Genomic DNA, 14,312 nt, shown 5'->3' with positions numbered 1-14,312 from the left:
AATTAGGTTAGCTAAATTGACAACGTCAATAAAATGACTGACGTGATGGAAGGTTGACTATTGGCTAATTGCTTGTTATTTCTATGTAATTAAACTAAAAATCTAACTGTGTGTTGTGGCGCATTCATTGCAGTGACCTCCATTTAGCACGCTATTATTCGCAAGAATTGATGGCAAATATAAGTTAGTTACAAAGGCTCATCATTAAATGGACATCAAAGCGAGATTTTCGCAAGTTATAACAGACAATCAAGCGGTCATTAAAGGCGTTGCAACGCCATTATTGGTATTAGGTGCGCTTGGCATGATTGTTTTGCCGATCCCCGCATTTTTACTCGATTCTATTTTTGTATTCAACATTTTGTTATCAATGGTGGTATTGCTCGTTGCCATTTATTCATTGCGTCCTCTTGATTTTGCTGCATTTCCTAGTGTTTTATTGATAGCAACTTTACTGCGTCTTGCGGTAAATGTTGCCTCGACTCGAATTGTATTGCTTGAAGGACATGAAGGTGGCGATGCCGCTGGTAAAGTTATTGAAGCGTTTGGTTCGGTGGTTATCGGCGGTAATTATGCCGTTGGTTTAGTCGTATTTTTGATTCTGATCATTATTAACTTTGCGGTTGTCACTAAAGGTGCTGGGCGTATCTCGGAGGTAAGCGCTCGCTTTACGCTAGATGCGATGCCTGGTAAACAAATGGCTATCGATGCCGATTTAAATGCGGGCATTATTGATCAAGACACCGCGCGAGAGCGCCGAGCTGAGGTAACAAAGGAAGCTGACTTTTACGGGTCAATGGATGGTGCCTCAAAATTCGTAAAAGGTGATGCCATTGCCGGCATTCTAATTTTAGTGATTAATATCATTGGTGGTTTTGTTATTGGCATGGTTCAACATGGTTTAACAATGAGCCAGGCAATCGAAATTTATACATTGCTTACCATTGGTGACGGCTTGGTTGCTCAAATACCGTCTTTACTATTATCTATCGCTGCTGCATTAATGGTTACCAGACAAAATGAGTCTGAAGAGATGGGTAAAATGGTGTTTACCCAAATGCTTAGCAACCCCAAAGCATTGTTGGTGGCTGGTGGTATTTTATTTGTGATGGGTATTATTCCGGGTATGCCAACGGTAGCATTTTTGTCAATGGCGATATTGTCATTGGGTATTGGGTATAAATTATCTCGGGATAGTAAATCAACCACAAAAAGTGGAGAGCTTGCCACCGTTGATGGGGCGCCAGCATCCAATGCGCCACCAGAACCTGTCAAAGAGTTAGGCTGGAGTGATGTAAATCAAGTCGATGTAATTGGACTTGAAGTAGGATACCGTCTTATTCCTTTAGTGGACGTAGGTCAAAGTGGAGAACTACTTTCTCGCATTAAAGGCGTTCGAAAAAAATTATCACAAGAATACGGATTCTTAGTACCTGCGGTGCACATTCGCGATAACCTTGATTTAAATGCTAATAGCTATCGAATTTCATTAATGGGCGTGACTATTGGTGAAGCTGAAATACGTCACGATTGTGAATTGGCCATTAATCCTGGCCAAGTGTTTGGCATGGTTGAAGGAACACCAACGACAGATCCCGCGTTTGGATTAGAAGCTGTTTGGATAGCGCCAGAACAACGAGAACATGCCCAAACATTAGGCTACACAGTAGTTGATCCGGCGACAGTCGTTGCGACTCACATTAGCCAACTGCTCACTAATAATGCCGCTCAGTTGCTCGGTCATGAAGAAGTCCAAAATCTATTGGATATTCTTGAGCGACAATATCCCAAACTTGTTGAGGGCTTAGTACCAGATTTATTGCCACTGGGTGTTGTTGTGAAAGTTATGCAAAACTTACTTAATGAAGGCGTGCCAGTTAGAGATTTACGAACCATCGTGCAAACATTGGTAGAATATGGTTCGAAGAGTCAAGATCCTGACGTGCTCACTGCTGCTGCTCGAATCGCACTAAAACGATTAATAGTTCAAGAAATCAATGGTATAGAGTCTGAGTTATCTGTGATAACATTGGCCCCTGATTTGGAACAAATGTTGCAACAGACGATGCAAGCTACCGGTGGAGACGCCGGTGCTGGTATGGAGCCGGGTTTAGCGGAGCGTTTACAAAGTTCGTTAGCAACAGCAACAGAGCAATTAGAGTTAGAAGGATTGCCTGCTATCTTATTAACGTCAGGTGTATTAAGATCGACATTATCACGGTTTGTTAAGAATACAATTCCAGGATTACGGGTGCTCTCTTATCAAGAGGTTCCTGATGATAAGCAAATTAAAATTGTTAGTTCAGTTGGACAGTAACATAGAGGTTATCTTTGAAAATTAAACGTTTTTTCGCTAAAGACATTCGTTCAGCGCTCGATGAGATAAAAATCGCATTGGGCCCAGACGCTATTATTATGTCGAATAAAAACGTCGAAGGCGGTGTTGAAATCGTCGCTGCTATTGATGAAGAGAATAATGCTGTTGTTAAGAGTGCTGCACCTACGCCGAGCAATAGTAATTTGAAACGACAACAGACGCCTGAACCTTCACCATCTACTATCCAGAGCAGTGATAATAGTTGGGATACGAATAGTCGATTAGAGCGTGAATTCAATGACGATCAAGTTTCATTGTCCGGATTTCAGCAACGTCTTATCAAACAACAAGCAGAACATGCTGTATCAGAATTGACACCAGAATCGCAACCTGAATTTATGCAACAATTCCCTGCGGCATCACTTCAACCAAATAATGAAGAATTGCCAGCGTGGGCCCAAACGTTAAGTAAGCCGGCCTTTGAGCAGACCGAAAAACAAGAAACACATCAGGCACAAGGGCTTAATAACATAAGCCAATCAGCTGAAAGTCCAGTTATCGAAGAATTGCGTCAAGAGATGGCGTCTATGCGTCAACTATTACAACATCAAGTTAGTAGTCTTATGACGCAAGATGCTAATCGTCGTGATCCAATTCGTCATTTATTAAATAACGAATTGGTTCGGTTGGGGTTTGATACTCATGTGGCACAACAGTTACTTATTAATATTCCGTCAAATATTGACATTGACCAAGCAAAAGACGCCTTAGCTAAAACAATGTTTGAGCGTGTCTCTTCAACACGTAACGATGTATTAGAGCAAGGTGGTGTTGTTGCGCTTTTAGGGCCAACTGGTGTTGGAAAAACAACGACCGTTGCCAAACTTGCCGCTCGTTTTGCGATGCGCTTTGGCCAAGATCAAGTGGCGATGATTACGACAGATAGCTATCGTATTGGTGCGTATGAACAACTCAATACCTATGGCAAAATTATGGGGTGTCCTGTCACTGTTGCTAAAGATGCACAACAACTAGCTGATGCGATTTATCAACACAGAACGAAGCGGTTAGTACTAATTGATACGGCAGGAATGGGACAACGTGACATTCGTTTAAACGAACAACTCACAACATTGATGAATTCTAGTCATGTTGCGATTCGCAGCTATTTAGTACTTCCTGCAACAGCGCAGCGTCAAGTGCTCGAAGACGCTATAACTCAATTTAGAAAGATCCCGCTCACAGGGGCTATTGTTACCAAAATGGACGAAGCCATCGGTGCAAGCGAGATTTTAAGTGTTGCGATAGGTAATTCATTACCAATTGGTTATTTAACCAACGGTCAGCGCGTTCCTGAGGATATAGGGGTCGCGGATATTAAAAAATTAATAGATAGTGTGGTAGATAAAGTTGGCAATGAAGTCGCTAATACGTCTAATCCAGACATTGCACGATTTAACAGGTAGGCAGTAAAGTGGATCAAGCGAGTGGTTTAAGAAAAATGAATCAAAATAGAATGATTAAAGTAATTGCTGTAACCGGTGGTAAAGGAGGCGTTGGTAAAACCAATGTTTCATTGAACTTGGCAGCATCGCTAGCACAACAAGGGAAGAAGGCGTTGATTCTTGATGCCGACCTTGGCTTGGCTAATGTTGACGTTATGCTTGGCTTACGGGTGCAAAAGAACCTTTCTCATGTATTATCCGGCGAATGCGAACTTGATGATGTAATAGTTCATGGCCCGCAAGGCGTGAGCATTATTCCTGCAACGTCCGGCTCTCAATCAATGGTTGAGTTAGATCCTGCACAACATGCAGGACTCATTCGTGCATTTAGTGAGATGAGACACGACTTTGACGTATTAATTGTCGATACAGCCGCTGGTATTTCAGACATGGTTGTGAGCTTTGCGCGTGCCGCGCAGGACGTTATTGCGGTTGTCTGTGATGAACCCGCTTCAATTACAGATGCCTATGCTCTTATTAAGCTACTTTCTCGTGAACACGGTGTGTTTAGAGTGAAAGTTGTCGCTAATATGGTACGTAATATGCGAGAAGGACAAGAATTATTTACCAAGCTGACGCGTGTAACCGACCGTTTTTTAGATGTTGCATTAGAGCTAGTTGCGACGATTCCGTTTGATGAGAACGTGAGACGTTCGGTACGTAAACAAAAATTAATCACCGAGTTGTTTCCTCAATCACCGGCTTCTTTAGGGTATAAAGCATTAGCCAATAAAGTGATGACATGGCCTATTCCTAATCAACCAGGCGGTCATTTAGAGTTCTTTATTGAGCAATTAGTCGAAAATCGTTTCCAACAACGGGAAAACTCAGGTGAGTAGGGCAGCTGCTTATGCCAGTGCAGCACCAACCAATGATCAATTGGTGGTGATTCACGCTGGTTTAGTCAAAAAGATTGCACACCATTTAAAAGGTAGATTACCGGCAAATGTGTTGCTGGATGATTTAATTCAATCAGGAATGATTGGATTGCTGGAAGCGTCAAAGAATTTTGATGGCAGTAAAGGCGCAAGCTTTGAAACCTTTGCAGGCATTCGGATCCGAGGTGCGATGCTTGACGAAATTCGTCGTGGTGACTGGGTTCCACGCTCAGTTCATCGCAATAGTCGTATGGTAATGAAAGCCATTGATGATTTACAAAAAGAGCTCGGTCGTGACCCCAAAGATCACGAAATAGCAGAAAATTTATCAATAAGCCTAGACGAATATGCTCAAATGCTTAATGATATATCAACAGGTAAGATTATAGGTATAGAAGATCTCGGTGTCTCAGAAGATGTTATTAATACAAGTGATGAGCATCAGGATGATTCTTTTAACCATACAGCATCAGATAAATTTCAAGGTGCATTAAGTGACGCGATTAAGGCGTTACCAGAAAAAGAAGCAATAGCACTGTCGTTGTATTATGACGAAGGGCTAAACTTAAAAGAAATAGGACAAGTTTTAGGTGTTAGTGAATCGCGTGTAAGCCAAATCCACTCACAAGCGATGGTAAGACTTAAAAGTCGATTAAATAGTTGGACGTAATTGCAGCTTAGCAATGTAACATTTGGAGAATATTTTGGATAAAAATATGAAAATTCTTGTTGTTGATGATTTCTCAACAATGAGACGAATCATCAAGAATCTTTTAAGAGATTTAGGATTAACCAATACGCAGGAAGCTGATGATGGTCAAACCGCTTTGCCAATGCTCAAAGAAGGTGATTTTGATTTTGTAGTCACTGATTGGAATATGCCTGGTATGCAGGGTATTGACTTACTTAAGCATATTCGTGCGGACGAAAATCTAAAGCACTTACCAGTATTAATGGTAACAGCTGAGGCTAAGCGCGAACAAATTATCGCTGCTGCACAAGCTGGCGTTAATGGTTACATCGTGAAGCCATTCACAGCTGGTACGCTTAAAGAAAAACTTGATAAGATTTTTCAGCGTATTGAATCTTAATTTAGCGGGCTAGGAAGAAATATGACTAATAATGAGACGGCTCACATCTCGTTAGAACAAGCTCGTGAATTGGTTAGCGCCCTTGAACAAAATGATATTGCCCAGGCGAATCAAATTGTTGAAGCCGCAAGCCAAAGAATTGAACATGAGTTGTTTGAAGGCGTAGGTAAACTCACTAGGCAGTTTCATAATTCGTTTACTCAGATGAGTATGGACGAGAAATTTTCCTCAATGGTAAATTTATCAATTCCCGATGCAAAAGAGCGTTTGGAATATGTTGTTACGATGACAGCAGAAGCAGCGGACAAAACAATGGACGCTGTAGATGAATGTATACCACTCGCCCAAAAGCACCAAGAAACAGTTAGAGATATTATCCCTTCTTGGGAAAGATTGAAGGACTGCAAAATTAAGGTCGGCGAATTTAGGCAATTACGCGATAAATTAGACGCTTATTTTGCTGAGTCTGTTAGTGATGCTGATGAATTAAATGTCAAACTTAATGACATTATTTTAGCGCAGGGCTATCAAGATTTAACAGGTCAAGTACTACAAAAGATCTCTGAAATGGTCAAAAACGTTGAAGAAGATTTAATTAATCTTCTTAAGTTATTTGGTCAACATGAGAAAAAGGAACCTGTAGATAAAGTTGATAACTGCATTGAAGCAGATGGCCCGATGGTTCCTGCAAATAAACAACATGATGTAGTGTCAGGTCAAGATGATGTTGATGATCTACTGTCAAGTTTAGGTTTTTAAAAGGATTGTAAGCTATGTCGTTTGATGTTGATGAAGATATACTCCAGGATTTTTTAATTGAAGCTGGTGAAATACTGGAGCTACTCCAAGAGCAGCTGGTTGAGTTAGAAAATAACCCTGATGATGCCGATTTATTAAATGCAATTTTCCGTGGCTTCCACACCATTAAAGGTGGTGCTGGGTTCATGGGATTAAAAGAACTCGTTGATGTATGTCACGGTGCTGAAAATATATTTGATTTATTACGGACTAATCAACGTTCTGTAACGCCTGAGCTAATGGATGTCATTCTAGAAGGCTTAGACACCGTTAACGACATGTTTCAATTGGTTCAAGCACGTGAGCCCCTTATTCCAGCAGAGCCTCGTTTACTCGAAGAACTTGCCCGTTTAAGTCACCCAGAAGGTGCGGGTTCACAAGCTTCTGAACCTGAGCCGGAACCAGAGCCTGAACCAGAAATTAGTGCTGGTGGTGACGAAATTACAGATGAAGAATTTGAAACGTTATTAGATGATCTTCATGGGGCAAACGGTAGTGTGACCAATGACAGTCCTGCAAATGAAACTGTGCAGACGAACGGCAGTGATGATATCACTGACGATGAGTTTGAAGCATTATTAGATGAGTTACATGGTGCTAAAGGCCAGCCCAAAACGGCGAGTGCAGCGGTTGGTGCTTCCAATGAAATTACAGATGATGAGTTTGAAGCATTTTTAGATGAGCTCCATGGTAAAAAAGGCGCACCTTCTCCCGTTGAAAATGCCGTGTCTAAAGCGAGTGAACCGACAACAACTGCGCCCGCATCTGACGAAATTGATGATGCTGAATTTGAAGCGTTATTAGATGAGCTACATGCCGCAAAAAATTCAGACTCAGCTAATGCAAAGCCTGCTTCTGAAGCAAAGAAAGCCGCACCAGTAAAAAATAAAGTATCGACACCTAAAGCGGCACCTAAAAAAGCAGCTGCGGTTCCAGCAAAAGCCAATGAAGCTAATAAAACTGCTGCCTCTAAGAAAGCGGCTGCACCGGCTGCGCAAGCCGAAACAACTGTTCGTGTTGATACAGCGCGCCTTGACGATATTATGAATATGGTCGGTGAACTCGTATTGGTTCGTAATCGATTAGTTAGTTTAGGACTAACTAGTGGTGATGAAGAAATGTCTAAGGCGGTTGCTAATTTAGACAATGTTACAGCTGATCTTCAAGGCTCTGTAATGAAAACGCGAATGCAGCCAATCAAGAAAGTATTTGGTCGATTCCCACGTGTTGTTCGTGATATGGCTCGAAGCCTTAAAAAAGACATCACGTTAACAATGGAAGGTGAAGATACCGATTTAGATAAGAATTTGGTAGAGGCCCTCGCAGACCCATTGGTGCATTTAGTACGTAACTCAGTTGATCACGGTATTGAAATGCCTGATGACCGAGAAGCTGCAGGTAAACCTCGCAACGGAACTGTTATTTTGTCAGCGTCGCAAGAGGGCGATCATATTCTGTTGTCTATTAAAGACGACGGTGCCGGTATGGATGCCGATAAACTTAAAAGTATCGCCATTTCTCGCGGTGTTCTTGATGAAGAAACTGCGGCGCGAATGAGCGACGAAGATGCTTATGAATTAATTTTTGCGCCAGGCTTCTCTACTAAGACTGAGATATCTGATATTTCAGGTCGTGGTGTGGGCATGGACGTTGTTAAAACTAAGATTACTCAACTTAACGGTACAGTGAAAATTTCGTCAGAGAAGGGCGTTGGCACGGTGCTTAAGATTACCGTACCGTTAACGCTCGCAATCATGCCGACGTTAATGGTTCAGCTAGACCAGCAGATCTTTGCGTTGCCATTGGCTGCGGTTAATGAAATTTTTAATCTTGATTTAACTAAAACAAATATCGTCGATGGACGTAAAACAATTTCAGTGCGCAATCGCGCCATCCCATTATTTTATTTAGATGAATGGCTCAGTAAAGATTACATTCCGGGTAAAGATCGCACTGAAGGTCATGTTGTTATTGTGCAAATAGGACCGCAAACGGTTGGTTTTGTTGTCGATGGACTCATTGGCCAAGAAGAAGTTGTTATTAAGCCATTAGGCGCATTATTACACGGTACACCAGGCATATCTGGGGCAACTATTACCAGTGATGGTAGCATTGCATTGATTGTCGATATTGGAAACCTACTTAAGCGATACGCTTAAGTAGAAAGCAAGTGCCCTTGGTAGGAGGAATTACCTTAAATGAGTATTAAGGTATTAATTGTTGATGACTCTCATTTTTTTAGACGTTGTATTGGTGATATCATCACGAAAACGCAAGGAATGGAAGTCATTGATTATGCAAAAAATGGTCAAGAAGGTGTTGAAAAAGCACTGTCATTAAAACCAGACGTTGTAATGATGGACATCGAAATGCCCATCAAGAATGGCATTGATGCAACGCGCGAAATTATGGCAAAGCAGGCGATGCCTATTTTGATGTTTTCATCGTTGACTCATGAAGGCGCTAAAGCGACCCTTGATGCATTAGACGCTGGTGCAGCAGATTTCTTACCTAAAAAATTTGAAGAGATAGCAGGGTCAGGAAAGGTTGCGACAGAGCGAATTACAACCGCAATTAAAGTGTTAGGCGGGCGTAGTGTTGCAAGACGCGCATCATTTACAACAACATCTTCTGCGCCTTCCTCTTCTCGTGGATTAGATCGTAATACCGCAACGACCGCAAGTCGTTCTCGCGGCGCGCCGCTAGCTAATCAAACTCAAGTTATCAAACGAGCTACTACTGTTCCCGAGCGTACTACACCTGTTCGAGCTTCTGGCGTTAGTAGTGCTAGTGGCAAAAAATATTCCTTACTTGCGATTGCGTCGTCTACCGGCGGCCCTGTTGCATTGCAGTCTGTGCTTAGTAAACTCCCTGCTAACTTTCCGTACCCTATCTTACTTGTACAGCATATGCCTGCTGCATTTACTGGTGCCTTTGCTGAGCGTTTAAATCGACTTTGTAATATTGGTGTCCAAGAAGCTAAAAATGGTGATGTTATTCGTCCTGGGCAAGCTTATTTGGCGCCCGGTGGCATGCAAATGTTACTTGAACGAGGCAACAGACTTAAAGTTGTGCCTGGCCCGAGTGATTTGAATTATAAACCTTGTGCAGATGTCACTTTTGCAACAGTGTCGAAATTTAATGACGGAAATACATTAACCGTCGTGTTAACAGGTATGGGCGCAGATGGTTGTGACGGTGCTAAAATGTTAAAGACACGCGGTGCAACCGTGTGGGCTCAAGATGAAGCGACATCCGTTGTTTATGGAATGCCACAAGCGGTAAAAAAAGCGGGATTAACCGATAAAGTGATGCCAATTGATGTTATTGGTGAATCTATCGTTAAAGAGATGACTCATGGATAGACTGAGTCTATTTGGTCTTTTATTAGCGCTAGTCGCTATTATCGGTGGTCAAGTACTCGAGGGCGGCTCGTTAATCGCCTTATATAACGGCCCTGCGCTGCTAATTGTTGTAGTAGGAACGCTTGCGGCTGTAATGATTCAGACACCGTGGCACATTTTTACCCGTAGTTTTATATTGCTTAAATGGGTCTTGTTTCCGCCACGATTTGATATTAAAACGCGGATAGATACGTTAGTTAAGTGGTGTAATATCTCACGAAGTGACGGATTTTTACCATTAGAAAATCAGTTAGAGCAAGAAGACGACCCTATCGTTCGCCAATGTTTAATGATGTTGATTGACGGCTCTTCGCCTGAAGTGTTGCAAGAAACGATGGAAACTCAAATTTATTTCCAGCGGGATGAATTTGGTCATAGTGCCAAGGTATATGAGTCAATGGGGGGATATAGCCCAACACTTGGAATCTTGGGTGCTGTCTTAGGTCTGATTCAATCGATGCAATATCTTGATCAACCTGATGCGTTAGGGGGCGGTATTGCAACGGCATTTGTCGCAACGATTTATGGTGTGGGATTCGCTAACCTTATTTACCTACCTATTCATTACAAATTACGTCATATCATTTTTCAAAACACGCTGTATTACGAAATGGTGCTTGAGGGTACGTTAATGATTCACCGAGGTGAAAACCCTCAACATATCAGTCGCCGTTTAGATGCCTATAAGGTCGCCTATGCTCAATAGTCGACGAGCACAGAATGGAGTGCAAGAAGATAGCCATCTAGAGCGATGGCTAGTTTCATACGCCGATTATATGACCTTATTATTTGCATTATTTGTTGTGCTTTACGCGTTTGCGTTAATCAAGGAAGAAAAACACGCTATTTTATCAAATAGCTTGGGGGAGATTTTTCACTTATCAGGGAAAAAAGAGCAAGGTGGATTAGGTAAAGTTGAACAAAACAGTAGTGATACGCCCCTAACTTCAGGCGATAAGTTGTCAGAACTTAAAGATTTTAATAAAGGCCTGTTGGATGAGGTTGGAACCGAACCTGTGCCGGGTGACAGCCAGTTGGTGAATCCAGATGTGAAACAGCTGGGTACCCCGTTTTCATCAATGAAAGAAAAATTGGCACAGGACCTTCTTGAGGTCGTCGAAAAAGGTTACGCCCAGATAGAGCAAGATGATAACTGGCTAACGATTGAGTTTCGTAGTGGGCTGCTTTTTGATAGTGGTAGTGCAGTGACTCGTAGTGCAACTAAGGCTGTTTTGAAGCAAGTAATTGGAACCATTGCACCAGCAAATAACTATGTACATGTGCGTGGGTATACGGATGATCAATCGATTAGTAATGAACAATTTCAATCTAATTGGCAGCTATCATCAGCACGAGCCAGTGCAATTGTTCAAGAATTACAGCAACTTGACATTGAACCTGAACGCTTAGCGATTGAAGCCTATGGGCAATATCGTCCAAAGGTAGACAATAGTAACGCGCAAACTCGTGCTCAAAACAGACGAGTGGTAATCGCGATTAGTAAATTTGGCTGGGTAAAACCACGACCTGTTACACAAGACGTGGCTGAGGCTCTGCCACTTAAAGACGTTGGGCCTATTGAAGACAGCAAAGAGATACAAGTTATTGAATTGCCAAATGGTGGATTACGAATCACCACCCGTAAACAGGAGTAACGTGTGAAAGTTTGGAGCATTGCTAACCAAAAAGGTGGCGTGGGTAAAACGACAACCGCTTTAACCTTAGCGGGAATTTTAGCGCGTCGTAAAAAACGCGTATTGTTGGTTGATATCGATCCCCATTCTTCAATGGGTTTTTCATTAGGTGTCGATTGTGATGAGTTAGAATATTCACTGTACGATTTGTTTACTTGCCCAGATAAATTTATCGACCGATTAACGCAGCGCGTGATTCAAAAAACCAATGTTGAAGAAATAGATTTAATTCCCTCATCAATGGCGCTTGCAACCCTAGATCGTGAATTAGGCCACAAAGAAGGGATGGGCCTAATACTTAAGCGTATCTTGGCTGGTGTTACGGCTGATTATGATCATGTGATTGTTGATTGTTCTCCAGTACTTGGCGTGCTTATGGTGAATGCATTGGCATGTAGTAGCAAAGTCATTGTGCCAGTGCAAACGGAATATCTAGCCTTTAAAGGGCTGGAGCGCATGGTGAAAACCTTACTCATCATGCAACGTTCTAATAAAACGCCGTATAATTATATAATTGTGCCTACTATGTATGATCGCCGAACAAAGGCGAGCGCGCAGTCGTTAGAAACTATGAAAGAAACATTTGAACATCGAGTTTGGGATAAGGTCATTCCCGTCGATACGAAATTTAGAGATGCGAGTGAACGTCATTTACCATTGCCACAATTTGCACCGCGAAGTCGAGGTGTTGTTGCATATGGATTGTTATTAGATTCACTCTTAGAAGAAGATTAAACCGGTAATAGAGTTTTGGACGAAAAAAAATTAATGGAAAGCCGTTCCTCTCGAGCTGTCAAAGATTTCTTTGATGTGCTGTTAGATGAACCTAAGAATAGCGCTGTTGAATCTCAACCACTGGCAAAGTTGTTAGAGAAAGTTGGTGATGTCGCACCGCAAATCGATGTTGCTCCTGAATTGATAGATCCTTCACTATTGAATGAAGTCTCTCCTGAATCAGACGCCGAAGTTATTGAAGAGCCCTCTGTAATTGATGAGATTGATGTAAAGCCAGTCGTTGCAGAGTCGGCACCTATTATAGAAGAGGTTATTGAGCCGGAAAAACCGGATGTTGAAAGCGCTTCAGAGCAAACAACTATCGCTGCTACGGGACCATTGCACGTCAATACAGCAATGAATGAACTAGAAGAAGGTTTTCCTGCACTATTTTTTGAAGTCATGGGGCAGACTTTTTCAGTTCCGTTAGTAAAACTTAAAGGCATTTATCGCAGAAAATCTCTGACTAAATTAATTGGTAAACCAAATTGGTTTAGCGGCGTTCAAATTGAGCGCGATGAGCAGCTTAATGTTATCGATACTGCACGTTACTTGATGCCTGAAAAATATGGGACGTCACTAGAATATTCACCAAATTATCAGTATATTATTGTAATAGGTGATAGTAATTGGGGCTTAGAGTGTAATAGACTTATTGATAGCACCACTTTATCGCACGATGAAATAAAATGGCGAACCGATGTGACTCGTAGTCCATGGCTCGCAGGAACAGTAAAACACCGGATGTGTGGCTTATTAGCCGTCGATGCCTTAATCGAATTATTTGAGAACAATGAGACGAAGTAACGGCTCGCTGTAATAGAGGAAATTAAAATGAATGCAGAAACAGAAATGTCAGTAAATTCAGTCGATAATGACGAAATGCTGCAATGGGTTACATTTAAGCTAGAGAATGAAACATACGGCGTTAATGTAATGCAAGTACAAGAAGTATTACGTTACAGTGATATTGCACCTGTTCCTGGCGCACCTTCGTACGTATTAGGTATTATCAATCTCCGTGGTAGTGTTGTTACCGTTATTGATACTCGGTCACGTTTTGGTTTGCCACCATCAGACATTACCGATAATACGCGTGTCGTGATCATAGAGTCAGACAAGCAAGTGATTGGGATCTTAGTTGATAGCGTTGCTGAAGTAGTTTATATGAAAGCCTCTGAAATTGAACTGGCACCCAATGTTGGTACTGACGAAAGTGCTAAGTTTATTAAAGGTGTTTGTAATCGTGAAAGTGAGCTACTTATTTTAGTAGATTTAGATAAACTATTAAGTGATGAAGAGTGGGATGACATAGCGTCATTCTAAGTTTGTCGATTTATTAGTAGCAGGTTTATACATGAACGAGTTATTTTTATGGATTGTGCCTGCTGTGCTATTGCTAGCAATTGTTGGCTTATGGTTAGCGATTAATAAGCGTCAACGCCAAATTAGCGCGCTAAAGTTGTTGTTTCATGAACAACAGCGTCAAATTTCATCAGTTAAAGCAGAAATCCACGAATTACGAACCGGTACTTTAGGGGTTGGTAGTCGAGTTCAGGACGTCGAAGGCAAATTGGCTCAAGCGATGGAACGTCAAGAACAGTTATCTCAAGTAAATTCAGATCCGCAGTCCAAACTCTATGGGCATGCCATGAAGATGGTCGAATTAGGCGCTAGTGTCGATGATATTATGCGCGAATGTGAGTTGCCGCGCGGTGAGGCTGAGCTTCTCGTCTCTCTCCACGGAAAATAGTTATACCAATCCAGATAATTAACTTCTCATGCATACGATGCGACCGATATATTTATCGGTAGTTGGAATCACTTAGGTCTGTTAATCGCTTCTAATTG

General features: G+C 41.8%; 14 protein-coding genes. All 14 read left to right on the top strand.

The window, feature by feature from the left end; genetic code table 11:
• The first annotated feature begins 208 nt into the window (after positions 1-208).
• Genes flhA through ACMAZF_RS13135 form a run of 14 tightly spaced genes read left to right on the top strand, consistent with a single transcriptional unit; the run spans position 209 to position 14,214 of the window.
• Positions 209-2,317: a flagellar biosynthesis protein FlhA gene (flhA, locus tag ACMAZF_RS13200; protein WP_435274263.1), complete on the top strand. Its 2,109-nt coding sequence runs from the start codon at positions 209-211 to the stop codon at positions 2,315-2,317.
• A gap of 14 nt (positions 2,318-2,331) precedes the next feature.
• Positions 2,332-3,783, top strand: coding sequence for a flagellar biosynthesis protein FlhF (gene flhF / locus ACMAZF_RS13195; RefSeq protein WP_435274262.1), 1,452 nt, complete (start codon positions 2,332-2,334; stop codon positions 3,781-3,783).
• 35 nt (positions 3,784-3,818) lie between these two features.
• A complete protein-coding gene (locus ACMAZF_RS13190; protein ID WP_435277243.1) occupies positions 3,819-4,661 on the top strand; it encodes a MinD/ParA family protein in 843 nt (280 codons plus the stop codon).
• Positions 4,654-5,370 (top strand): RNA polymerase sigma factor FliA, encoded by a 717-nt coding sequence (locus tag ACMAZF_RS13185; protein WP_435274261.1) that lies wholly within the window; start codon positions 4,654-4,656, stop codon positions 5,368-5,370. Before ACMAZF_RS13190 ends, ACMAZF_RS13185 begins: the two co-directional genes overlap by 8 nt.
• Before the next feature lie 34 nt (positions 5,371-5,404).
• Positions 5,405-5,791 (top strand): chemotaxis response regulator CheY, encoded by a 387-nt coding sequence (gene cheY, locus ACMAZF_RS13180; protein WP_435274260.1) that lies wholly within the window; start codon positions 5,405-5,407, stop codon positions 5,789-5,791.
• A gap of 21 nt (positions 5,792-5,812) precedes the next feature.
• Positions 5,813-6,550 carry a protein phosphatase CheZ gene (locus ACMAZF_RS13175; protein ID WP_435274259.1) on the top strand — a complete coding sequence of 246 codons (738 nt, stop codon included), beginning with the start codon at positions 5,813-5,815 and terminating at the stop codon, positions 6,548-6,550.
• Between the two features lie 14 nt (positions 6,551-6,564).
• Positions 6,565-8,748 (top strand): chemotaxis protein CheA, encoded by a 2,184-nt coding sequence (locus ACMAZF_RS13170; protein ID WP_435274258.1) that lies wholly within the window; start codon positions 6,565-6,567, stop codon positions 8,746-8,748.
• A gap of 39 nt (positions 8,749-8,787) precedes the next feature.
• The gene (locus ACMAZF_RS13165) at positions 8,788-9,954 is read left to right on the top strand and encodes a protein-glutamate methylesterase/protein-glutamine glutaminase (protein ID WP_435274257.1); all 1,167 of its coding nucleotides are present in this window, start codon (positions 8,788-8,790) and stop codon (positions 9,952-9,954) included.
• Complete coding sequence (locus tag ACMAZF_RS13160; RefSeq protein WP_435274256.1) at positions 9,947-10,699, top strand: flagellar motor protein; 753 nt, start codon at positions 9,947-9,949, stop codon at positions 10,697-10,699. The genes ACMAZF_RS13165 and ACMAZF_RS13160 overlap by 8 nt, the downstream gene beginning before the upstream one ends.
• On the top strand, positions 10,689-11,648 hold the full coding sequence (locus tag ACMAZF_RS13155) for a flagellar motor protein MotB (protein WP_435274255.1): 960 nt from the start codon (positions 10,689-10,691) through the stop codon (positions 11,646-11,648). Before ACMAZF_RS13160 ends, ACMAZF_RS13155 begins: the two co-directional genes overlap by 11 nt.
• 3 nt (positions 11,649-11,651) lie before the next feature.
• A complete protein-coding gene (locus tag ACMAZF_RS13150; RefSeq protein WP_435274254.1) occupies positions 11,652-12,422 on the top strand; it encodes a ParA family protein in 771 nt (256 codons plus the stop codon).
• Positions 12,423-12,437: 15 nt separating this feature from the next.
• Positions 12,438-13,268, top strand: a complete 831-nt coding sequence (locus ACMAZF_RS13145) for a chemotaxis protein CheW (RefSeq protein WP_435274253.1) — start codon at positions 12,438-12,440, stop codon at positions 13,266-13,268.
• Between the two features lie 27 nt (positions 13,269-13,295).
• A complete protein-coding gene (locus tag ACMAZF_RS13140; RefSeq protein WP_435274252.1) occupies positions 13,296-13,787 on the top strand; it encodes a chemotaxis protein CheW in 492 nt (163 codons plus the stop codon).
• A 31-nt stretch (positions 13,788-13,818) separates the two neighbouring features.
• The gene (locus tag ACMAZF_RS13135) at positions 13,819-14,214 is read left to right on the top strand and encodes a DUF2802 domain-containing protein (RefSeq protein ID WP_435274251.1); all 396 of its coding nucleotides are present in this window, start codon (positions 13,819-13,821) and stop codon (positions 14,212-14,214) included.
• Positions 14,215-14,312: the final 98 nt, after the last annotated feature.

The sequence above is a fragment of the Psychrobium sp. nBUS_13 genome, assembly GCF_051201665.1.
Lineage (GTDB): Bacteria > Pseudomonadota > Gammaproteobacteria > Enterobacterales > Psychrobiaceae > Psychrobium.
The sequence above is the reverse complement of the archived record's forward strand: the minus strand, read 5'-3'. Positions and strand labels throughout refer to the sequence as shown.

Bases quoted from the DNA above. Each gene is read 5' to 3' on its own strand.
- flhA (WP_435274263.1), top strand. From the start codon at position 209: ATGGACATCAAAGCGAGATTTTCGCAAGTTATAACAGACAATCAAGCG.
- ACMAZF_RS13190 (WP_435277243.1), top strand. From the start codon at position 3,819: ATGAATCAAAATAGAATGATTAAAGTAATTGCTGTAACCGGTGGTAAA.
- ACMAZF_RS13175 (WP_435274259.1), top strand. From the start codon at position 5,813: ATGACTAATAATGAGACGGCTCACATCTCGTTAGAACAAGCTCGTGAA.
- ACMAZF_RS13170 (WP_435274258.1), top strand. From the start codon at position 6,565: ATGTCGTTTGATGTTGATGAAGATATACTCCAGGATTTTTTAATTGAA.
- ACMAZF_RS13165 (WP_435274257.1), top strand. From the start codon at position 8,788: ATGAGTATTAAGGTATTAATTGTTGATGACTCTCATTTTTTTAGACGT.
- ACMAZF_RS13160 (WP_435274256.1), top strand. From the start codon at position 9,947: ATGGATAGACTGAGTCTATTTGGTCTTTTATTAGCGCTAGTCGCTATT.
- ACMAZF_RS13155 (WP_435274255.1), top strand. From the start codon at position 10,689: ATGCTCAATAGTCGACGAGCACAGAATGGAGTGCAAGAAGATAGCCAT.
- ACMAZF_RS13140 (WP_435274252.1), top strand. From the start codon at position 13,296: ATGAATGCAGAAACAGAAATGTCAGTAAATTCAGTCGATAATGACGAA.
- ACMAZF_RS13135 (WP_435274251.1), top strand. From the start codon at position 13,819: ATGAACGAGTTATTTTTATGGATTGTGCCTGCTGTGCTATTGCTAGCA.